Consider the following 19,761-nt stretch of genomic DNA (forward strand, 5'->3'; position numbering starts at 1 on the left):
CCACGTTAACTCCTAGCAGGCGACGGTCGCAGGCGTCGTCGTCAAGCATTAAGCGTCGGTGCCGAGCAGACCGCGGCGAGCCAGCAGCGGCTGGATGTCCTTGTCGCGACCGCGGAAGGCGCGGTAGGCCTCGGTGAAATCGATAGCGCCGCCACGGGAGAGAATCTCCTCGCGGAAGTGGCTGCCACCGGCGATCGTGGCGCCGCCGTTGTCGACGAACCAACCGAAGCCGTCGGCGTCGAGCACCTCTGCCCACAGGTAGGAGTAGTAGCCCGCCGAGTACCCGCCGGCGAAGATGTGATTGAAGTAGCGAGAGCGGTAGCGCGGCGACAGGTGCTCGACGTCGAGCCCCAGTTCAGCCAGGGCATCGGCTTCAAAGGCATCGACATCGGTGACCTTGTTCGCTTCCTCCTCTGTGAGGCTGTGCCAGGCCAGATCGATGGCGCAGGCGGCGAGGTACTCGACAGTCGCAAAGCCCTCACCTGCAGTGCGAGCCTTCTTCACCGACTCCACCAGTTCTGCCGGAATGGGCTCGCCGGTGCGCACGTGGAAGGCGTAGTTGGCCAGAATCGACGGCTCCAGCGCCCAGTTCTCATTGATCTGCGAGGGGAATTCCACAAAGTCACGCGGCACATTGGTACCAGAGAAGGTCGGGTACGTGACATCGGAAAGCAGGCCGTGCAATGCGTGGCCAAACTCGTGGAAAGCGGTGGTGACCTCATCCAGCGTCAGCAGCACCGGAGTGCCGGGCTCAGTCTCCGCGATATTCATGACGTTGACGACCACCGGCAGGCGACCGAGCAGACGTGACTGATCTCTAAAGGAGCTCATCCACGCGCCACCGCGCTTGGTCGGGCGTGAGAAATAATCCGTGATGATCAGACCGATAGTCTCGCCACCGCCCTGGCGCACCTCCCACACTGTCGTGCCCGGCGCGTACCCCTGCAGGTCATCGCGCTTGACCACGTCGATGCCGTAGAGTTTGTGCGCCGCGTAGAAAACGCCATCTTCAATCACACGGTGCAGCTCGAAGTAGTTCTTCAGCTCCTCGGTATCGACAGCGAGTTCTTCCGCTTTACGACGGCGCCCCCAGTACGGCCAATCAGCGCCAGTGACTTCCTCATCGCCTGCCAAATCTGCTACTCGCTTGTACTCGCCCTGTGCGTTAGCGATGGCCGCCGGTGCCAGGTCGGCAATGAGCTTGCGTGCGGCCTCAGCCGTCGTCGCGGTTTCATTGGCAATCACATAGTCCGCGTGGGTGTCATAGCCAAGCAGGCGGGCGCGCCGGGCACGCAGTCGCACAATTTCGAGCACGATATCGGTGTTGTCGAACTCGCCGGAATCCGCACCGGCACGTGCCAGCGAGGCTTCGTAGAGCTTGGCGCGAGTAGCTGGATTGTCCAGATCAGCCAGCTGCGCCGGGGTCGACGGCAGGTCCAGCGGGATCAGCCACGGCGCATCGGTGTCCGCCTTTTTGGCGTAGGCGGCAAAGGACGCAATGGCATCGTCGGAAAGCCCGGCAAGCTCCTCGCGATTGTAGATTGCGACGGCGCGCGCGGCGGTGTCCTTCAGCAGGTTTTCACCGAAAGCCGTGGACAGCTCTGACAGGCGTCCGTTGATGCGGCTGAGCTCTGCCTTGTCTTCATCGCAAAGCGATGCACCGGCGCGCTGGAAATCCTCGCGAACCTTCTTCAGCAGCAGCTTCGCCTCTGCTGGGTCAGCGGTATCCTCGACGCTGTCGATGGCGTTGATGCGCTGCCACAGGTCACTGCGCATGCGAATGCTATCCAGGTGTGCAGACAGCTTCGGCGCGATTTCAGCTTCGATTTCCATACGGACATCGGTGGCATCCGTACCTGCGACGTTAAAAAAGTACGCGGCCACGCGCTCTAGATCTTGGCCTGCCCTCTCCAGCGCCTCGATGGTGTTGACAAAGGTCGGCGGCTCCGACGACGTGGCAATTTCATCAATCTCGCGGGCATGGCGCTCCATGGCCTCGCTGAATGCCTCTCGGACATGGCTGTCTTCGATTGCTGAAAAATCTGGCAATTCGCAGAACAATTCCGACGGTGTCAACAATGGGTTTCGTGCATCATTGGTCATAGTGAACTCAACTGTAGCCTGACGAAAATTATCGTGTGACTGCAACGGGGCTCATGAGAAAAGGAGACGTGTCCGCCTATGACTACGACGACCATTTCCGCACCGTGCGGCGACCTGACCGGCCGGATTCGCGATGGCGTGTTCCAGGTCTTCAACATTGACTACGCCGATGCCGCGCCGTTTGGCCAGGCCTCGCCGGTTGCCGATGGTCCGCAGTCAGGCACCAAGCGCACTGAGCCCGAGCGCGAACTGGTTGTCACCGTCACCGCCCCTGCCCCGTCGCATCCGACGCATGTCCCCTACCCCGTCTTGCTGTGGATTCACGGGGGCCGCTATGAGTTCGGGCACCCCTCCGAGCCATGGACTGATGCCAGTGCCTTCGCCAAGGCGGGAATCGTCACCATTTCACTCGGTTACCGCAAGGGGCTGGAGGGCTTTTGGCGCGATAGTCAGGCCGAAAACTTCCGAGCCATCGATGATCTCTTCCTGGCTTTGCAGTGGGGCCGTCGTAACGCACCGGCCTTCGGCGGCGATATCGACAACATCACCATTTCCGGTCAGTCCGCAGGCGCCGCACTCGCGCTCACTCTGGCCAGCGACCGACGCACACGCGGTCAGATTCAGCGCATCATCGCCATGTCACCGGCATTTTCGCTGCTGGCAGGCGCACCGCTCCGCCGCGTCCTCGCCGCCGTCGGCGTCGGGCGTGCACCCTCGTCGGAGGTTTTTTCGCGTGCCGACGAAACCAGGGTTGCCCTGGCCCAGAAACTAATTTCGGCGGCCTCGCCGTCGGATCCGGCGGTGGGACCTCGATTCGACAGTTTTACCCCGACGCTTCCGACAATGGTGACGACAACTAGCGAGGAGTTTTTCGCCGAACCGCCGGTGGTGGCGATGGATGATATGCCTTTCAACATGTGGTTGGCCAAGCGCTATGCCCGCACTCATCAGGGCACTGGCATCTTCCCCACGGCCGCTTATGTAGATCGTCCGATGGGGCATGTGATTTCGGACTCGGCAGTTCGCTCGTATGCGGTGAAAGTTGCGGAGCGGTCTGTGGCAGCTGGGCTGGATGTGTGGGCGGCGCAGTTCGAGCCTGGTGAAGGGCTTGGTTACGCGCCAGCGGGGCGCACCAGTGGTGCGCCGCATTGCATTGATATTGCTCGATTCTTTGGCGGCATGGAGCCTAATCATCCATTTCATCAGGTGGCCATTGACTTCATCCGCGATGGTTCATCACGGTTGCCGCGCTATAACCAGGGCAAACCGGTAACAACCTTCGCCGGTGCCGATGCAGCTGCTGTCGAAGGGCTAACTGATGATGCGTGGGCTGCCCCACGTCAGCTTTTCGGCGCTTAGCACGCGGTAAGCTGCAGGGCGGTACGCAGCAGGTACTTTACGCGGGCAAACTATGCGGGCAGCGATTGGAAGAAGTTGTAGAGCTGCACGCAGGACAAAATAGTGATGAGTGTGATGAGTACGGCAATGATTTTCCTGCGGTCCATAGCCACTGTTGTATCCGAACCGGCTGAACAGGCGCAAACTTTTTGGTGACTGTAATAAACCAGTTCTCCGCATGAATCCATATCTCACGACCATGCGTTCCACTTTTACACAATATGTTTAACTATCGACCATGGAGCCCATCGATTTACTACGCCCAGAAAATCCGGCGCTACATCCAGTCGACCCCGCTCTAGCGAAGGCGCGACGCATTAGTGCCACTATTGTCCTGGCACCGCTGGCAATAGCAGCTGCTGTTATTGCAGTGGTATGGAATTCATGGATGTGGCTTGGATTCGCTGCCTGCGTGCTCATCTACGCATGGCTGTATTGGTTGATTGGCCGTCAAGTCAGAGCGCACCGTTATCTCGAGGGAGACACTGATTTCTTTGTTGCCTCTGGTCGTTGGTGGCGCTCGGTCACCGTAGTCCCCTACGGTCGCATCCAATTTATCGATATTGATGAAGGACCTCTGCTGCGCGCATTTGGGTTGGCAAAGCTCAAGCTCAATACGGCATCTGCCAGCTCGGATGCAGCAGTTAACGGTTTGCCGAGGCAGGAAGCACTGGCGCTTCGCGACCGACTGTCCAAGCGTGCTCATGACCGAATGGCAGGTCTGTAATGAGGCACCAAGTCCATCCGCTGACGCCCCTTCTCAAGAGCTTTGCTGCAATAGCGGCGGTTATCGCTTTCGGCCTTGCCAATATGTGGCAACTGGTCACCGAAGTTGGCACGCTCCTATATGAAATGGCCTGGCTCGGCCTGGTAATTGGCATTGGCGCAGTATTAGTCACCATTGCCCTCATTGCTTTCTTTTCCTGGCTGTCCTGGAAGTTTACGTTTTACGAGCTCACCGATGACGAGGTCCGCTACGGCTCGGGCTGGTTAATACGCTCGCGCCGGGCAGCACGCCTTGACCGCGTCCAAGCGGTGGATATCAACCGACCACTTTTGCCTCGCATTTTTGGCCTGGCGGAAATTGTCATTGAAACCGCAGGTGGCAAGGACTCTCACTTCAAGATTCAGTATCTAACGCCGGAGCAGTGCGAGGAATTCCGCGCTGAGGTTTTAAAGGAAGTGGAGAACCTCGATACCGAGCTGTCGCAGGAACTCTACAGTCAGGCAGACGCTGCAGGTTCGGTAGGCGCCACGGGGCAGACTGACACCTCGCATCCAACTGTTACCGCCAATGCTGGCGCACCTGGGCTGCGTCCGGCTGCCGATACCAGGACCATCTTTGGCCCCATCGAGGTTGGGCAGCTGGCCGCATCCATAGTTGTCGGCCCTGCGCTTTTCATCATTCCGACCATCATCGTTGTCGCTATTGTTGCAGCAATCTTTCCTGACTTTGTGTTGGAAATCCTCGCCGGCATCTCCGTCACCACGCTGATTGTTATCATCACCTTTGCCGTCGGCCTTTTTGGTGTCCTGAATCAGTCATGGGATTTCACGCTGAAGACATCGTCGATAAGCAGGCGCCTATCGATTACGGCGGGCCTGCTGTCCACGCGCGCGCAGACGATTCCGATTGATCGTGTCCACGGCATCAAGATCGTTCAGCCGCTGTGGTGGCGGCACTGGAAGTGGTCACGCGCGGAGGTGTCCGTGGCTGGCTATGACATCGGGGATTCGGCTGGGCACAACACTCTCGTGCCGGTGGCGGGAAATGACCAGCTGCGTGGAATTACTGAGTATCTGATGACGGAGATCGCCGGGGTGGCGCCGCAGGATGACCTGCTGGGGACCTGGGAGACTCCGCGGGCGGCGTGGTGGCTGAGCCCCATCGATTGGAAGTACCAGAAGGTTGAGGCCCGGCACCGCGGTCTGTTAGTGACGAAAGGCCGATTCTGGCATACGCAATATATCGTTCCCTGGCAGCGGATTCAGGGCCATACGCTGTCAATTAATCCGTTTGAAAAGGCGGCCGGGGTAGGCTGCGTCAAAATCGATATGGTGCCGGGTGCGGTCACTCCGGTGGCGGCGCAGTTGGAGTTGGATGATGCGTACGAATTGGCTGGTGTAATCGAAGACCACAAGGTGGTTTAGCCGCTTTCTTCGACGGCACCGGGGAGCCAACTTGCAGGTCGTTTCGCCGGAGTAGCGCACAATTTTCCCCTGCACACCTGCAGCCGAATCGTTACTCTGGGTTTTATGACTACAGCCAAGACAGACTACGAGTGGTACCGCAGCGCGGTGTTCTACGAAGTGCTTGTCCGCGCCTTTTTCGACTCGGACAACAACGGCTCCGGCGACTTACAAGGGCTGACCGAAAAACTCGATTATCTGCAATGGCTGGGCGTCGACTGCCTGTGGCTGCCGCCTTTTTATGACTCACCACTGCGCGACGGCGGCTATGACATCCGCGATTTCCGCGCAGTGCTCGATGAGTTCGGAACGGTCGAGGATTTCAAGGCACTCCTCGACGCTGCCCATGAGCGCGGTATCCGCGTTATTACCGACCTGGTGATGAACCACACCTCGGATACTCATGAGTGGTTCCAGCAGTCGCGCACAGACCCGGATGGACCATACGGAGATTTCTATGTCTGGACCGATGATCCGGATACTTACTCCGGTGCGCGCATTATCTTCGTCGACACCGAGGACTCCAACTGGACTTATGATCCGGTGCGTGGCCAGTACTACTGGCACCGCTTCTTTTCTCACCAGCCGGATTTGAACTACGACAATCCAGCTGTTCAGGAAGCAATGCTGGATGTGCTGCGCTTCTGGTCTGACCTGGGCATCGACGGTTTCCGCCTCGACGCGGTTCCCTACCTCTTTGAGCGCGAAGGCACGAACTGCGAAAATCTGCCGGAAACCCACGCGTTTCTCAAGCGCTGCCGCAAAGTCATGGATGAGGAATACCCTGGCCGCGTGCTGCTGGCTGAGGCCAATCAGTGGCCCGCCGATGTTGTCGAATACTTCGGGGATCCGGAAGTCGGTGGAGATGAGTGCCACATGGCCTTCCACTTCCCACTCATGCCGCGCATCTTCATGGCGGTGCGCAAACAGTCCCGCTTCCCTATTTCGGAAATCCTGGAATCCACGCCACCAATTCCCTCGTCCGCGCAGTGGGGTATCTTCCTGCGCAACCATGACGAGCTGACGCTGGAAATGGTCACCGACGCCGAGCGCGACTACATGTACGCCGAGTACGCGCACGATCCGCGGATGAAGGCCAATATTGGTATTCGCCGTCGTCTAGCGCCCTTGCTTCAAAATGACCGCAACCAGCTGGAACTCTTCAATGCGCTCCTGCTGTCCCTGCCGGGTTCACCTGTGCTCTACTACGGCGATGAAATTGGCATGGGCGACAACATCTGGCTCGGCGACCGCGACGGTGTGCGCACTCCAATGCAGTGGTCACCTGACCGCAATGCTGGTTTTTCCAAGGCCGATCCAGGACGGCTCTACCTGCCAACCATTCAGGATGCGACCTACGGCTACCAAGCGGTCAATGTGGAAAACCAAGCGAGCTACTCAAATTCCCTGTTGAATTGGTTGCGTCGTCTGATTCAGGTTCGGAAGCGCTACTCGGCCTTTGGTCTTGGTGATTTCCGTGAGCTCAACAGCGACACCGCCTCTGTCCTTACTTATCTGCGCACACACGGCGATGAAGTTCTGCTGTGTGTCAACAACCTATCCGCCTATCCAGCTGCCGTGTCGTTGGATCTGTCCGAGTTCGCCGGTGCCACTCCTGTGGAGCTGACGGGTTCGGTGCCATTCCCAACAATCGGCTCCGACAATTACCAAATCACCCTGCCCGGCCACGGCTTCTACTGGTTTGAAATTCAAGTGCCACCGGAGACCACTGGTGAAGCAGGTGCCTCGATGGCGGCACCGACGATTCCGGTTGCGCAAGCAATCTCGGATGCACCAGTTGCTTCCACGCAGAAGAAATAGCGGCACAACTCTGACAAGTCACGAAAGGCGAACAAACGACATGAGTACTCCCACCGCTGATCTTATTGCCACGGAATTGGCGCAAACGCTGCCAAAGATGCGCTTCTTCGCGGACAAGGCCTCTGATATCGACCATGTGGAAATCCTCGCGCTCGACTCCGTCCTGCGCAATATTCCGGAGACCCCCGACGTGGATATCGCGCTAATTCGCGTGCACACCGAAGATGCCACGCCGACTTACCAGCTTCCCATCGCCTGGGCCGACGAGGTCCCCGACGGTCACGACCAGGCAATTCTCGTCCGCGCCGAGGGCGTTGTCGGCTACGACGCACTCGTCGATGCCGATGCCATCACCGCGCTTGGCAAGGTGCTTGCCGACGAAGGCAAGTTGGGCAGCATGGAATTGCACACGGTGCCCGGCACTGAACTGCCCCACCCCGAAGTCGGCCGCCCGATGGGGGTCGAGCAATCGAATACTTCCGTCATCTTCGATGACCGTGTGATGTGCAAGTTCTTCCGTCGCCTCTACCCCGGCACCAACGCCGATGTGGAACTGCTGGCCGCTTTGTCGCAGGCGGACTGCAAGAATGTGCCGGAGCTCTACGCCTGGGTGGAAACCACCATTGGTGAGGATTCCTACACCACTGCGATGCTGCAGGAATTTGCGCCGAATTCGGTGGATGGGTGGGAGCTGGCTCTCGGCGCCGTCCGCGATGCCATCCGCGAAATCGATGTTCCGCTGGCGGAACTGGGCACTGACTTCGCCTCTGAGTCCAAGGCTCTGGGCGAGGCCGTCGCCGCGGTCCACAGCAGCCTCGCCGCAGCAGTCGCAGTAAAGAAGCGCTTGACCGGCGCAGAGCTGGTGGCACCGCTGCACGCTCGCCTTGACTTCGTCGCTGAGGTTGTCCCGCAAATTGCGCAAGTCAAGGATCGTGCGCGAGAAGTCTTTGACCGCGCGGAGGCCGCAGTGCCGGAAGGTGGCGCCGTCGTCCAGCGAATCCACGGTGATTTGCACTTGGGACAGGTCCTGCGCACACCGCGTTCCTGGCGTTTGATTGACTTCGAAGGTGAGCCATCGCGTCCATGGGAGGAGCGCCGACTGCCGGATCATCCACTGCGCGATATTGCGGGCATGATTCGCTCCTTCGACTATGCGGCGCACTATCCCCTTTTGACTGGCCGTGAGGACACACAGGCTGCCACAGAGCGCGTCGGTAAGTGGGCGCGTCGCAATATCGATGCTTTCCTCGAGGGCTATGGCGATGCCGGCGACGAAGCACTGCTAGAGGCGTTTGTGCTGGATAAGGCTATTTATGAGTGTCTGTATGAGGCTCAGAATCGACCCAACTGGCTGGCTCTGCCACTGGGTGCCGTGGAAAAGTTGTTAGGATAGGACTTTTCTAAACGTATAAGGGTTGCGCGGTGTCATCCCGCAAGCAAGATAGAGGTCTTTCGTGCATCTGCTGAGCAGAATTCTGTCCACCACTAAAGTGCTTTGGCCTTTCTACATCGGGGTGATTATCTGTTCGCTGGCAACCGCCGCAGCAGCCCTGATTAGCCCATTTTTGGTCCGCGATGCCACTGACGCGATTGTTGGCACCATCTCCGGTGGCGATGGCGTCAGCGACGCGGTGATGTCCGACACCATGCGGACAGTCATCTGGCTGGTCATTGGCCTATTAGCTGCGGATCTGACACAGACGATTGTCCACAATATCGGCGGTTATCTCGGCGATGTGATGACCGCGCGCATGCGAGAAATTCTGTCGACTCGCTACTACGCCAAGCTGCTGTCACTGCCGCAGCGCTACTTCGACAGCCAAGTCACGGGCACGATAATTGCGCGCCTGGAACGTTCGATTACCAATATCACGCAGTTCCTCCAGGCGTTTTCCAATAACTTCTTCCCGATGCTGCTGACCGTCGGTGCCGTACTGGTCATTACCGCGTGGCACTATTGGCCGCTGGCGATTTTGCTGATCATCATCTTCCCGGTCTACACGCTGCTGACCGCGCTGACGTCCAAGCGCTGGCAGAAGATTGAGGCGAAGAAGAACCAGCAGATTGACACCGCCGGTGGCCGATTTGCCGAGGTCATCGGCCAGGTCAAGGTCGTTCGTTCCTTCACCGCAGAGCTTCGCGAGATTGCGTTTTTCGGTTCCCGCTTCCGTCGCACCATTTCGCTGACCCGCGAGCAGTCCTCCTGGTGGCACCGCATGGACGCGCTGCGCGGCGGCATTTTGAATGTCATCTTTGCCGGTATTTACCTGGTACTTTTCCTGCGCACGCTGTCGGGCGATTTCTCCATCGGCACCATGGTCATGCTTATTCAGCTGATTAATATGGCTCGCCAGCCAGTCCAGATGATGAGCTTCCTCGTCGATGCCTCGCAACGCGCAGTGGCCGGTTCCCGCGACTATTTCAAGACCATGGCGCTGATCCCCGAGCCACGCACCGACGCGGTGCTCATTGACGCCGCCAGCGCCAATAGCGGAGAGATTGAGGTCTCGGATTCCAACCAGCACGCCTACGAAGCGGCCCAGGCGCACGCCGCCGCACAGCAGGCCGCAGGCAAGCCGATTGTGGATTTCGACGGCGTGGACTTCGCCTACGAAGAGGGCAAGCCAGTGCTTACCGACGTCTCCTTCCAGGCCTATTCAAATCAGAAGATTGCCCTGGTCGGTGAGTCCGGCGGTGGTAAGTCCACCATTGTGAACCTGCTGCTGGGCTTCTACGCTCCGACGAACGGTCGCCTGAGCGTGCTGGGCTCGGATGTCTCTGAGGTCTCCGGTGCAAACCTGCGCGCCGGCTCTGCAGTGGTCTTCCAGGATTCCTCGCTGTTTTCCGGGACTATCCGCGAAAACATCGCTTACGGCAAGCCCGATGCCACCGACGAGGAGATCATCGCTGCAGCTAAGAAGGCCAACGCGCATGATTTCATCTGCGGTTTTGCCGAGGCCTATGACACCACCATTGGTGAGCGTGGCCTGAAGCTCTCCGGTGGTCAGAAGCAGCGCATTGCCATTGCGCGCGCCATTTTGAAGGACGCTCCGCTGCTCATTCTCGACGAGGCCACCTCTGCGCTGGATACCAAGGCCGAGCGCGAGGTGCAGCGCGGCCTGGACAAGCTGATGGAAGGCCGCACGACCGTCATTATCGCCCACCGCCTGTCGACGATTTCCGATGTGGACACCATCGTCACTCTGCGCGATGGTCATGTCGACGAGGTCGGCGCGCCTGCCGAGCTGGCGCAAACTGACGGCATCTACGCCGAGCTGCTGCGTCTGACGGCCTCGGCCTCTGCGGCGGACAGGATGCGCCTGAAGAAATACGGCATCGAGGGGTAGTGCGCGTCGTCAAGCATGAATATGCACGCTTGACGACGGCTCCCCTGCCGCTGTGTCCTACTAGGGACGCGGCACGATGTAGCGACCGGCGGACGGCACGATTTCCACGGTGACCGGCATCGGGAACATCAAGTCGCCGTCGGCGTAGGCGTTCATCGTGCGCTTAGGACCGATGTATTCAACATGGGCCTTCTTGGCGCGGTAGGTCTGGACTTCGCCAATCTTCTCGATGGTGCCATCGAAGACGGACTTGAAGGCTAGGGCCGCCTTGACGCGACCGGCCTTACCGATAACGGTGATGTCCATCAGACCGTCGGAGTGATCGGCCTGCGGGCAGATCTTCATACCGCCACCGTAGGAACGAGTGTTACCGAAGGCGGCCAAGGTGATTGGATCTTCCAAGACGCGGTCATCATCGAGAGTGATGCGGAACGGCAGCGAGTGGAATGCCAGGAACTCGCGGACAATGGCAAGGTTGTAGCGATTGCGGCCGTGCGGCCACTTCATCTGATTGACGCGGTCGGAGACGATGGAGTCGAAACCGGCGCACATGATGGTGCCGAACCAGCGCTGATCGCCGTCTGCGCTCGTGATTCGGCCGAGATCCGTGGTGGTCCAGAAGCCATCGGCGATGACGTGTGCTGCATCCCGGGCGTCATCGCGCGGGAGGTTGTATTCGCGACCGTGATCGTTGCCGGTGCCCGCCGGAATGATGCCCAGTGGAATACCAGTCTGGGCCTGTTCCTGCAGGGCAAGGTTAATCATGCCGTCGCCACCGCACACGGCCAATGCATCAATGCGGCCGTCTGCGATAACCTCGCGGATGAGCATGCGGGCATCCTCAGGGTTTGCACCTTGCAGAGCAATGACGTCGATGCCGCGATCTGCGAACACACGGCTTGCTCGATTTGAGGCAAACTGGGAGGCACCATGCCCTGCATGCGGGTTGGTGACTAGTGCGAGGGTGCGAATCTCGGTTGTCCCGAGGGGGTAATCAAGATTCTTATCTTTAGCATTCATTACTGAAATACCTACTCTTGCGTGCAGTTGTGGGAGAGGTAGGCGCTGTGCTTAGCGCTCCTATAACAAAGCTTATCAAGAAGATTTGACGAATTTGGCGAAAACGTAACGACTTTACGCTATGATTACAAGTGTAAACCAAAATACTCGGTGAAAAACACGTCCACTACGTCCCTTGGGAGGACTTTCTTCATGGCTAACAAGACCGCAATTCCATACCGTATGCGCTGGTGGGGCTGGGGTGTCGATGGCAACGACAAGCCCATCACCGAATCCAGTGAAAAGCTGCTGCAGCGCGAAATTGGCATGTCCCTTCAGGCCAACAATCCTCCGCGCCGGCTTTCTGAGGTCGAAATTCCGGAGAGCCGCCTGAGCGAAGATGACATTGCAGCGCTGCGCAAGATCCTGGGCGAAGATGCCGTCGCCGTCGACCACGACACCCGCGTAAAGCACGCTGTCGGCCGCTCCTACCCAGACTTGGCTCGCCTGCGCGCAGCCAAGCTCGACATCGCACCAGATGCTGTCGTGCTGCCGAAGACTGAAAAGCACATCGAGGACCTCTTCACCCTGTGTGCAGAGCGCAAGATTGCCATCGTGCCATTCGGTGGCGGCACCTCGGTCGTCGGTGGCGTCGAAGCTCTCGACGGCGGCATGGGCAAGGCCATCGCAGTTTCCATGACCGCGTTCGACCGCATCCTGGAGATTGACCCGATCGCCGGCACCGTCACGGTTGAAACCGGTGTCTTCGGCCCAGATTTGGAAAAGGCACTGAAGACTGAGGGCTTCACCGCCGGTCACTTCCCGCAGTCCTTCGAGTACTCCACCGTCGGTGGCTGGGTTTCCTGCCGCTCGGCAGGCCAGGAATCCTCCGGCTACGGCCGCATTGACCGCAACGTGATTGGCATGCGCGTCGTCACGCCTGCCGGCACCATGGAGTTCCGCGACATGCCGTCGTCGGCGTCGGGTCCGAACCCGCGCGAGATTTTCCTCGGCTCCGAGGGCACCTTCGGCATCATCACGCATGTCACCATCGCCCTGAACAAGCGTCCGGAAAAGCAGATGCTGTTCGACACCTACTTCTTCAACTCCTTTGAGGAAGCTGCTGAAGAGCTGCGCATTCTGGAGCAGAACGGCGACATTCCGCACCTGGCTCGTCTCTCCGATGAAAAGGAGACACTCTTCGGCCTGACTCAGCTGGGCTCGGCAAGCCTGTACGAGAAGGTCACTAAGTACCTGAAGTTCCGTGGCATCGACACCCCATGCATGGTCATCTTCGGCTTTGCACAGACCGACCCGGTCAGCGCCCGCGTCGCCCGTGAGCGCATGGCCGCTCGCCTGCTGACCAAGAAGTGCGTCCGCATGGGCTCGATCCCGGGCATGACCTGGGTCAACCACCGCTTCTCCTCGCCGTACCTGCGCGATGTCATGATGACTCGTCGCGTCGGTGTCGACACCTTGGAGACCGCAACGACCTGGGACAACGCCGTCAAGCTGCGCCGCGAAATCGCAACTGCAATGGAAGCTGCCGGCGAGAAGCACGGCACCCCGGTGTACGTCTTCTGCCACATCTCCCACATGTACGAGTCCGGTTGCTCGCTGTACTTCACGTACTTCTTCCGCGAGACCGAGGGCGAGATCCTGCAGCAGTGGATGGATATCAAGACTGCCGCTTCGGATGCCATGATGGAATTCGGCGGCACCATCACGCACCACCACGGTGTCGGCCAGGACCACAGCCCGCAGTACTACGAGGAAAATACCGAGCTGTTCACTAAGGTCATGCACGCCATCAAGAAGGAGCTCGACCCGGCGGGCATCCTCAACCCGGGCAAGCTCGCCACCGGCCCGCACGCTCTGTCCGAGCGTTACGACGGAAAGATGATTTAACTTTCATCTTCTTTCCGTCAGCAGCGTCGGTAGCCCGACTGGTCGAGCCTGGCAGGCCCTAGCTGGCAGTCGCTAGCGAGCCAGGCTCACCAGTTCACTGGCATAGATTTCCGGCGACGTTGGGCCATCATAAATGAACAGGGAAACGTAGTCGTCGAGAGTAAAAGATTCAAGTGCTGCGGTCATTTTCGCTGTCGCTTCTTTACTGATAAGACGCTGGAAAGTGGCAATATCTGCATTTCCAAGCGGAGGCTGGTCGGCTTATACGAGGCGATGTCGTCCGTGCGACCAACAAACAGCGTGACGGTTCTAAGATGACCGAGTGCTTTTTCTAATTTCGACCTGTCTGCGGCGGCACGGACTGGAGACAGCAGCAACACATCTGCAGCGATGGTGCAATATCAGCGAGCGCTGGGTGCATAGCCATCGATGTGTCTCCTTCCTAGAATTTTCGGAATACTATCCGCGCCTGTCATCGATAATGAACAACTTAGTCTATTTCTAAGAGCGCTGCAATGAAATGATGAAAATCTTCTCTGCATGGCTCTGCCTACACCGCCACACCGCCCATAACTTCACACCAATTTCATAACTCCATCGCCATCCACCTCTTGGGAAAGTCGAGGAAGAATCACTATGTACGCCACGAAAGCACCACACCGAGACGCTTCCGCTGCCGTGCTGAATAAGGCACGCCGCCAATCGGACCTCAATCGACTGCGTGAGGAGGTGTCGAAGGGCGATATTCCTGACCTCCTGGTAGTCGGTGCTGGTATCACCGGCGCTGGCATCGCACTGGACGCTGCCTCCCGCGGGCTCAAGACTGTCATCGTCGATGCCCACGACCTGGCGTTCGGCACCTCCCGCTGGTCGTCGAAGCTGGCTCACGGTGGCCTGCGCTACCTGGCAACCGGCAACGTCGGCATCGCGCGCCGCTCCGCAATCGAGCGCGGCACCCTGCTCGATGTCACTGCCCCGCACCTGGTTCACAACCTGCCGCAGGTTGTGCCGGTGATGAATGTGTTCGCACCGCTGACCCGCATTCTGCCGCGTATGGGCTTCCTCGCTGGCGACTTCCTGCGCATCATCGCAGGTACCTCCGCTACTACCCTGCCGCTGTCGCGCACTGTCGGCCGCAACCGCGTGGCGCAGTTGTCCCCGACTGTGCGCAAGCGCGACGTGAAGTTTGGCTACGTCAACTACGATGGTCAGCTCCGCGATGACGCTCGCCTGGTCACCGCCATCACTCGCACCGCAGCTAGCTACGGCGCCACGGTGCTGACCCGCGTGCGCTGTGAAAACGCCAATGGCACGGGTGCCACTCTGATTGACGAGCTCACCGGCGAGTCCTTCGAGCTGCCAGCTCGCGCGGTTGTCAACGCCACGGGTGTCTGGGCTGCCGACTTGGCAACCAACATCAAGATTCGCCCATCCCGCGGTACTCACCTAGTTCTCGACGCTGAGAAGCTGGGTAACCCTACCGGTTCGCTGACCGTGCCGGTGCCGGGTTATACCAACCGCTTCTGCTTCGTCCTGCCGGCCGAGCACAACCGCGTGTACATCGGTCTTACCGACGAGGACGCCCCAGGCCCGATCCCGGATGTGCCGGAGGTCCCGGAAGAGGACATCACCTTCCTGCTCGATGTCATCAACCAGGCGCTCGAAACACCGCTGACCCGCGATGATGTCGCCGGTGCATTTGCCGGTCTGCGTCCGCTAATCGATGCCGGTGAGGGCAACACTGCTGACCTCTCCCGCGAGCACGCACTGTTGGAGGCTCCAAACGGCCTGATTTCCATCACTGGCGGCAAGCTCACCGAGTACCGGCTGATGGCCGAGCAGGCCGTGGACAAGGTCGTGGAAAAGCTGGGTGTGCACACCGCGCCGTGCAGCACTCGCACTATTCCGGTGCTGGGCTCCGAGCCCGAGGCCCTGGATCGCGCACGCACCGCTGCCGCTGCCGGTCGCATTCCTATGCCGCTGTTTAACCGCTACGGTGGCGAGTCCTTCGAGGTTATTGAATCCTGCAAGCTGGACCGCCCGCTCGATCCGGTGGCGGAAGGTCTCGATGTCACTCGGGCAGAGTTTGCCTGGCACGTCACCCACGAGGGTGCACTGAGCGTTGACGATATTCTCGATCGCCGCACACGCCTGGGCATGGTCGAGGCTGACCGCAAGGCAGCCATGCCTGCCGCTGAGGAAGCACTGAAGCTGGCATAATCCCAACCAGTTAATCAACAAGTGGGCAGTCTCCCCGACTGCCCACTTTTGTTGTATAGAGGGGACTATGACTGTAACTAACGACGCTGTCACATTCCCCGCCCTCGAACAGCTCCGCGCTCGCGGGACAGTCAAATGGACTGCCTTTGACCAGGACGTTTTACCGCTGTGGGTCGCCGAATCCGACGCCACCACCTGCCCTGCCGTCAGAACCGCCATTGCGGAGGCCTGTGAGAAGGAGCAATTCGGCTACCTCTCCCAGGACATCTCGGCGCTCACCACCGCCACAGCGGACTTTTCCGCCGCCCGTTACGGCTGGCGCCCCAAGCCGGAAAACATCTTCGCCATCGCCGATGTCGTTCGCGGCGTCAGCCTAGCCGTCGAGCATTTCACGCGCCCGGGCTCCGCAATCGTGGTGCCAACCCCCGCGTACATGCCGTTCTTCCAGCTGGGCCCAGCGCTCGGGCGGGACACGGTGTGCATTCCTACGCTTGACGACGGTCCGGAGATGAGTGCCCTGGAACGTGCTTTCGCTGACGGCGCTGGATGCCTTATCCTGTGCAATCCCAACAATCCGCTCGGCTTTACCTACTCAGCTGACACGCTGCGTGAGATTACCGACCTCGCCTCCCGCTACGGCGTTCGCGTTATCTCCGATGAAATTCATGGCCCTGTCGTTCTCGATGGCACGCATACTCCCACAGCATCGGTATCGGAGACCGCCGCCGCGGTGACGATTACCGTAACTGCCACATCGAAGGGCTGGAACACCGCTGGTCTGAAATGCGCTCAGATTCTTTTCAACGATGAGGATGCTGCCACATGGCAAGGGCTGCCCTTCATTGTCCGGGAAGGAGCGTCCATCCTCGGTGTGGCTGCCGCCACCGCCGCGTATCGCGACGGTGTGGCTTGGCTGGATAATTTCATTGAGGTTTTGCGCAATAATCGCGACACGCTGAGCACTCGCCTTGCCGAAATTGCGCCGCAAGCTCGATTCACTCCGCCGGCAGCATCGTTCTTGGCATGGCTGGATCTAACTGATGTCCCTGGCATAGATGCTGAAGATCCAGCAGCTTGGCTTGTCAAAAACGCCAAGATAGCACTCAACCCCGGCTTCGCATTCGGCGAAGGCGGGGCTGGTCATGTGCGACTAAACTTTGCGACCTCACCAGAGATTCTCAATGAGGCCTTGGACCGCTTTGCAGCGGCCCTTCCAGCTAGCAATTAGTTGATAACGGTGACACTTCCGTCGGCGTTAACGGTGACGTCGGCGGCCAGTGCACGAGCCAGGTTCATGCGAACGTGCTGGCCCTCACCGTCGGTGCGGTCAAGCGGGTAACCAGATGCAATAGCGGTCTGCGCCAAGATGGAGTTGCGCTGCTCTTCAGTCAGGTCTGGGAACTTGGTCTCCAACAGGCCTGCGTAGCGCTTCGGAACGATAACAGGCTGATCCTTCGGGCCGATCTGCTTGAAGTCATAGGTCATGCGCTCGGTGTACTGCTTCACTGCAGCAGCGGTGCTCATGTACGGGGTGTCCTTGGCAACGCAGTTGGCGATGGTGTCGCCACAGCGGTATTCCAGCTCAGAGCGCAGCTCGTCCATAGCTTCTTCAATGAGCGGACGGAACTCCGGGTCAGCCCAGCGGTCTGCAGCAGCCTGGTTACCCATCATACGGCCACCCATGACGTCCAGCGGGAAGTGAACGCCCATGACGAGGCGGGAGTGACCAGCCTCAGATGCACGTGCCTCAATCTGCGGAGCCAGCTCCGGCAGCATCATGGCGAGCATGGTGGCAGTCCATGCGGCCTTGTTGGTGTGACCCGACGGGTAAGCCGGCGAAGTGGTGTATGGATCATCCTGCCCCTCGCGGTAGTAACGCTCGATGCGATCCGGGGCCTGGACAAACGGACGGTCGTAGCCGTAGGCGTACTTCTCGAAGAAGGTGGAGCTGACCAAGCCACCGCCACGAGCGAGGTTGCCGGACAGAAGGGTCTTCACCTTTGGCAGACGGCCCTCCTCCAGGGCTTCGCGGAAGTGCTTGCCCAGGTTCTCACCGAATGCGGACGAAATGTTGACCACTGGGTCGAGGTAGTCGTCGTCAAGCGCGATGCTCTGTGCTGCCGGGTCGTTCTTAGCAGCGTTGTTGATGCGAACCACGGTTTCCATGTTCTGGTCCATGACTTCTGGGTGGTTCTGTTCGAGGTCCACGAACGGGTGCACAACGTAGAAGTAGAACCACTTATCGGTGGCTACGTCCGACTGGTAGAAACGTGCAACCTGGTCCGGGCGATACGGTGAGCGCTTCGGAGCATTCGGATCAGCGGACTCATCAGAGATCAAATCCGGGATGGAAGCGGAATCCGGAATATCGATGCCGCCGCCCGGAGTACCCGGGGTTTCGATGCCTTCCGGCAACTGTGGCAGCGTTTGGCTCAAACTATCGCTAGAACCCAGGCGGTTGCCAATCTCTCCCAGCGGATTTACTGGTGCTGCCGCAGCCGTCGCCGGAGCAAGTCCCAGAACAATTGCCATAGCTGCGGTAGCGGCACCAACACGCGTTGCAGTGCGCTTTTGCGGCTTAGAAGACGACACGGCGTTCCTTTCACATAGCTACTTTTCCAGTGTGTTCACCGTGCGGAGCGCGAACCACGCACTTTTTCGGTGGACACATCCTGACAAATTCCTGATTTATGTTAAGGGCATTATGAGGATTCGGCGCGTTGAAAGGACCAAAACGACAAAAATAAGGCCCTCCCACCACGAGTATTCGAGGCTGGAAGGCCTTAACGACTATTGCCATCCGCAGAAATACATACTGCGTAACTGCAATAATTAAATAATTTTGTCAGGTTTCGGAGGGCCGAAAGATACATCTACCTTTACCCCTAAGTTGGGGGTAAAAGGCATTACTTCGAGTAGTCGTAGAAACCGCGGCCGGACTTACGGCCAAAGCGGCCCGCTTCAACCATGCGGTTCAGCAGCGGCGGTGCGGAGTAGGTCGGCTCCTTGTATTCCTCAAACATGGCATCAGCAATGAACTTGATGGTGTCGAGCCCAACCATGTCTGCCAGGGTCAGCGGACCCATCGGGTGTGCGCAGCCATTGACCATGCCTGCATCGATGTCCTCTGCGGTGGCAATGCCGTCCTGCAGCATACGGATAGCGCCAATGATGTACGGGACCAGAAGTGCGTTGACGATGAAGCCAGAGCGATCCTTCGCACGAATCACGGTCTTGCCGAGCGCCTCAGAAGCGTACTCGTAAGCGCGCTCTGCCTGAACCTCACCAGTCGACAGCGTGACAACGTGCTCAACCAGCGGTAGAACCGGCACCGGGTTGAAGAAGTGCAGCCCCATCACGCGCTCCGGGCGCTTGGTGGCTGCAGCAATCGACTGAATCGGCAGCGAAGAAGTGTTGGATGCCAGAATTGCGTCCTCAGATTCGACAACTGCGTCGAGCTGGGAGAATACGCTTGCCTTTACTTCTGGGTTTTCGACGATGGCCTCGATGACCAGCTCACGGTCAGCGAAGTCCTCGAGGTTGGTGGTGTAGCTAATACGACCCAAGATCTCATCGCGTGCAGACTCCTCCAGCTTGCCACGGGAGACTGCCTTGTCCAGAGACTTTTCGATGCGGGCGCGACCGGACTCGAGGAATTCTTCCTTCGCTTCCCAGACCTTGACATCGCTGCCGGCCTTTGCGCAGACCTCAATAATGCCAGAACCCATCTGACCAGCGCCGACGATACCTACTCGCGAGATGCTATTTGCCATTG

Annotated in this window: 13 protein-coding genes; 9 read left to right on the forward strand and 4 right to left on the reverse strand. The window is 59.1% G+C overall.

Translation table 11 applies throughout. The features are described from left to right. Positions 1–48: 48 nt before the first annotated feature. The gene (locus tag Q4E11_RS04240; protein WP_303163924.1) at positions 49–2,103 is read right to left on the reverse strand and encodes a M3 family metallopeptidase; all 2,055 of its coding nucleotides are present in this window, start codon (positions 2,101–2,103) and stop codon (positions 49–51) included. 78 nt (positions 2,104–2,181) lie between these two features. Here Q4E11_RS04240 and Q4E11_RS04245 point away from each other — a divergent pair, with 78 nt between their 5' ends. The 6 genes from Q4E11_RS04245 to Q4E11_RS04270 all read left to right on the forward strand — a co-directional run bounded on the left by Q4E11_RS04245 (position 2,182) and on the right by Q4E11_RS04270 (position 10,859). Beyond that, complete coding sequence (locus tag Q4E11_RS04245) at positions 2,182–3,462, forward strand: carboxylesterase family protein (protein WP_303163925.1); 1,281 nt, start codon at positions 2,182–2,184, stop codon at positions 3,460–3,462. A 277-nt stretch (positions 3,463–3,739) separates the two neighbouring features. Further along, a complete protein-coding gene (locus tag Q4E11_RS04250; protein ID WP_303163927.1) occupies positions 3,740–4,228 on the forward strand; it encodes a PH domain-containing protein in 489 nt (162 codons plus the stop codon). After that, positions 4,228–5,652, forward strand: coding sequence for a PH domain-containing protein (locus Q4E11_RS04255; RefSeq protein WP_303163928.1), 1,425 nt, complete (start codon positions 4,228–4,230; stop codon positions 5,650–5,652). The genes Q4E11_RS04250 and Q4E11_RS04255 overlap by 1 nt, the downstream gene beginning before the upstream one ends. A gap of 105 nt (positions 5,653–5,757) precedes the next feature. After that, complete coding sequence (gene treS / locus Q4E11_RS04260; protein ID WP_303163929.1) at positions 5,758–7,512, forward strand: maltose alpha-D-glucosyltransferase; 1,755 nt, start codon at positions 5,758–5,760, stop codon at positions 7,510–7,512. Between the two features lie 40 nt (positions 7,513–7,552). Beyond that, the gene (locus Q4E11_RS04265; protein ID WP_303163930.1) at positions 7,553–8,905 is read left to right on the forward strand and encodes a phosphotransferase; all 1,353 of its coding nucleotides are present in this window, start codon (positions 7,553–7,555) and stop codon (positions 8,903–8,905) included. 61 nt (positions 8,906–8,966) lie between these two features. Beyond that, complete coding sequence (locus tag Q4E11_RS04270) at positions 8,967–10,859, forward strand: ABC transporter ATP-binding protein (RefSeq protein WP_303163931.1); 1,893 nt, start codon at positions 8,967–8,969, stop codon at positions 10,857–10,859. Positions 10,860–10,919: 60 nt separating this feature from the next. Here the strand turns inward: Q4E11_RS04270 and Q4E11_RS04275 are convergent, their stop codons facing one another. After that, positions 10,920–11,879 (reverse strand): diacylglycerol kinase, encoded by a 960-nt coding sequence (locus Q4E11_RS04275; RefSeq protein ID WP_303163932.1) that lies wholly within the window; start codon positions 11,877–11,879, stop codon positions 10,920–10,922. Between the two features lie 192 nt (positions 11,880–12,071). On the opposite strand from Q4E11_RS04275, the gene Q4E11_RS04280 reads away from it, so the two are divergent. The 3 genes from Q4E11_RS04280 to Q4E11_RS04290 all read left to right on the forward strand — a co-directional run bounded on the left by Q4E11_RS04280 (position 12,072) and on the right by Q4E11_RS04290 (position 17,214). After that, on the forward strand, positions 12,072–13,766 hold the full coding sequence (locus tag Q4E11_RS04280; protein WP_303163933.1) for an FAD-binding oxidoreductase: 1,695 nt from the start codon (positions 12,072–12,074) through the stop codon (positions 13,764–13,766). 636 nt (positions 13,767–14,402) lie between these two features. Then, on the forward strand, positions 14,403–15,986 hold the full coding sequence (locus Q4E11_RS04285; RefSeq protein ID WP_303163934.1) for a glycerol-3-phosphate dehydrogenase/oxidase: 1,584 nt from the start codon (positions 14,403–14,405) through the stop codon (positions 15,984–15,986). 67 nt (positions 15,987–16,053) lie between these two features. Further along, complete coding sequence (locus Q4E11_RS04290) at positions 16,054–17,214, forward strand: MalY/PatB family protein (protein ID WP_303163935.1); 1,161 nt, start codon at positions 16,054–16,056, stop codon at positions 17,212–17,214. Here Q4E11_RS04290 and Q4E11_RS04295 read toward each other — a convergent pair. Then, positions 17,211–18,578 carry a phosphatase PAP2 family protein gene (locus Q4E11_RS04295; RefSeq protein ID WP_303163936.1) on the reverse strand — a complete coding sequence of 456 codons (1,368 nt, stop codon included), beginning with the start codon at positions 18,576–18,578 and terminating at the stop codon, positions 17,211–17,213. The two genes, Q4E11_RS04290 and Q4E11_RS04295, sit on opposite strands and share 4 nt — an antisense overlap. A 314-nt stretch (positions 18,579–18,892) precedes the next feature. Then, positions 18,893–19,759, reverse strand: a complete 867-nt coding sequence (locus tag Q4E11_RS04300) for a 3-hydroxybutyryl-CoA dehydrogenase (protein WP_303163938.1) — start codon at positions 19,757–19,759, stop codon at positions 18,893–18,895. Positions 19,760–19,761 lie beyond the last annotated feature (2 nt).

Origin of the sequence: Corynebacterium sp. (assembly GCF_030532195.1) — a bacterium.
Taxonomy (GTDB): Bacteria; Actinomycetota; Actinomycetes; order Mycobacteriales; family Mycobacteriaceae; genus Corynebacterium.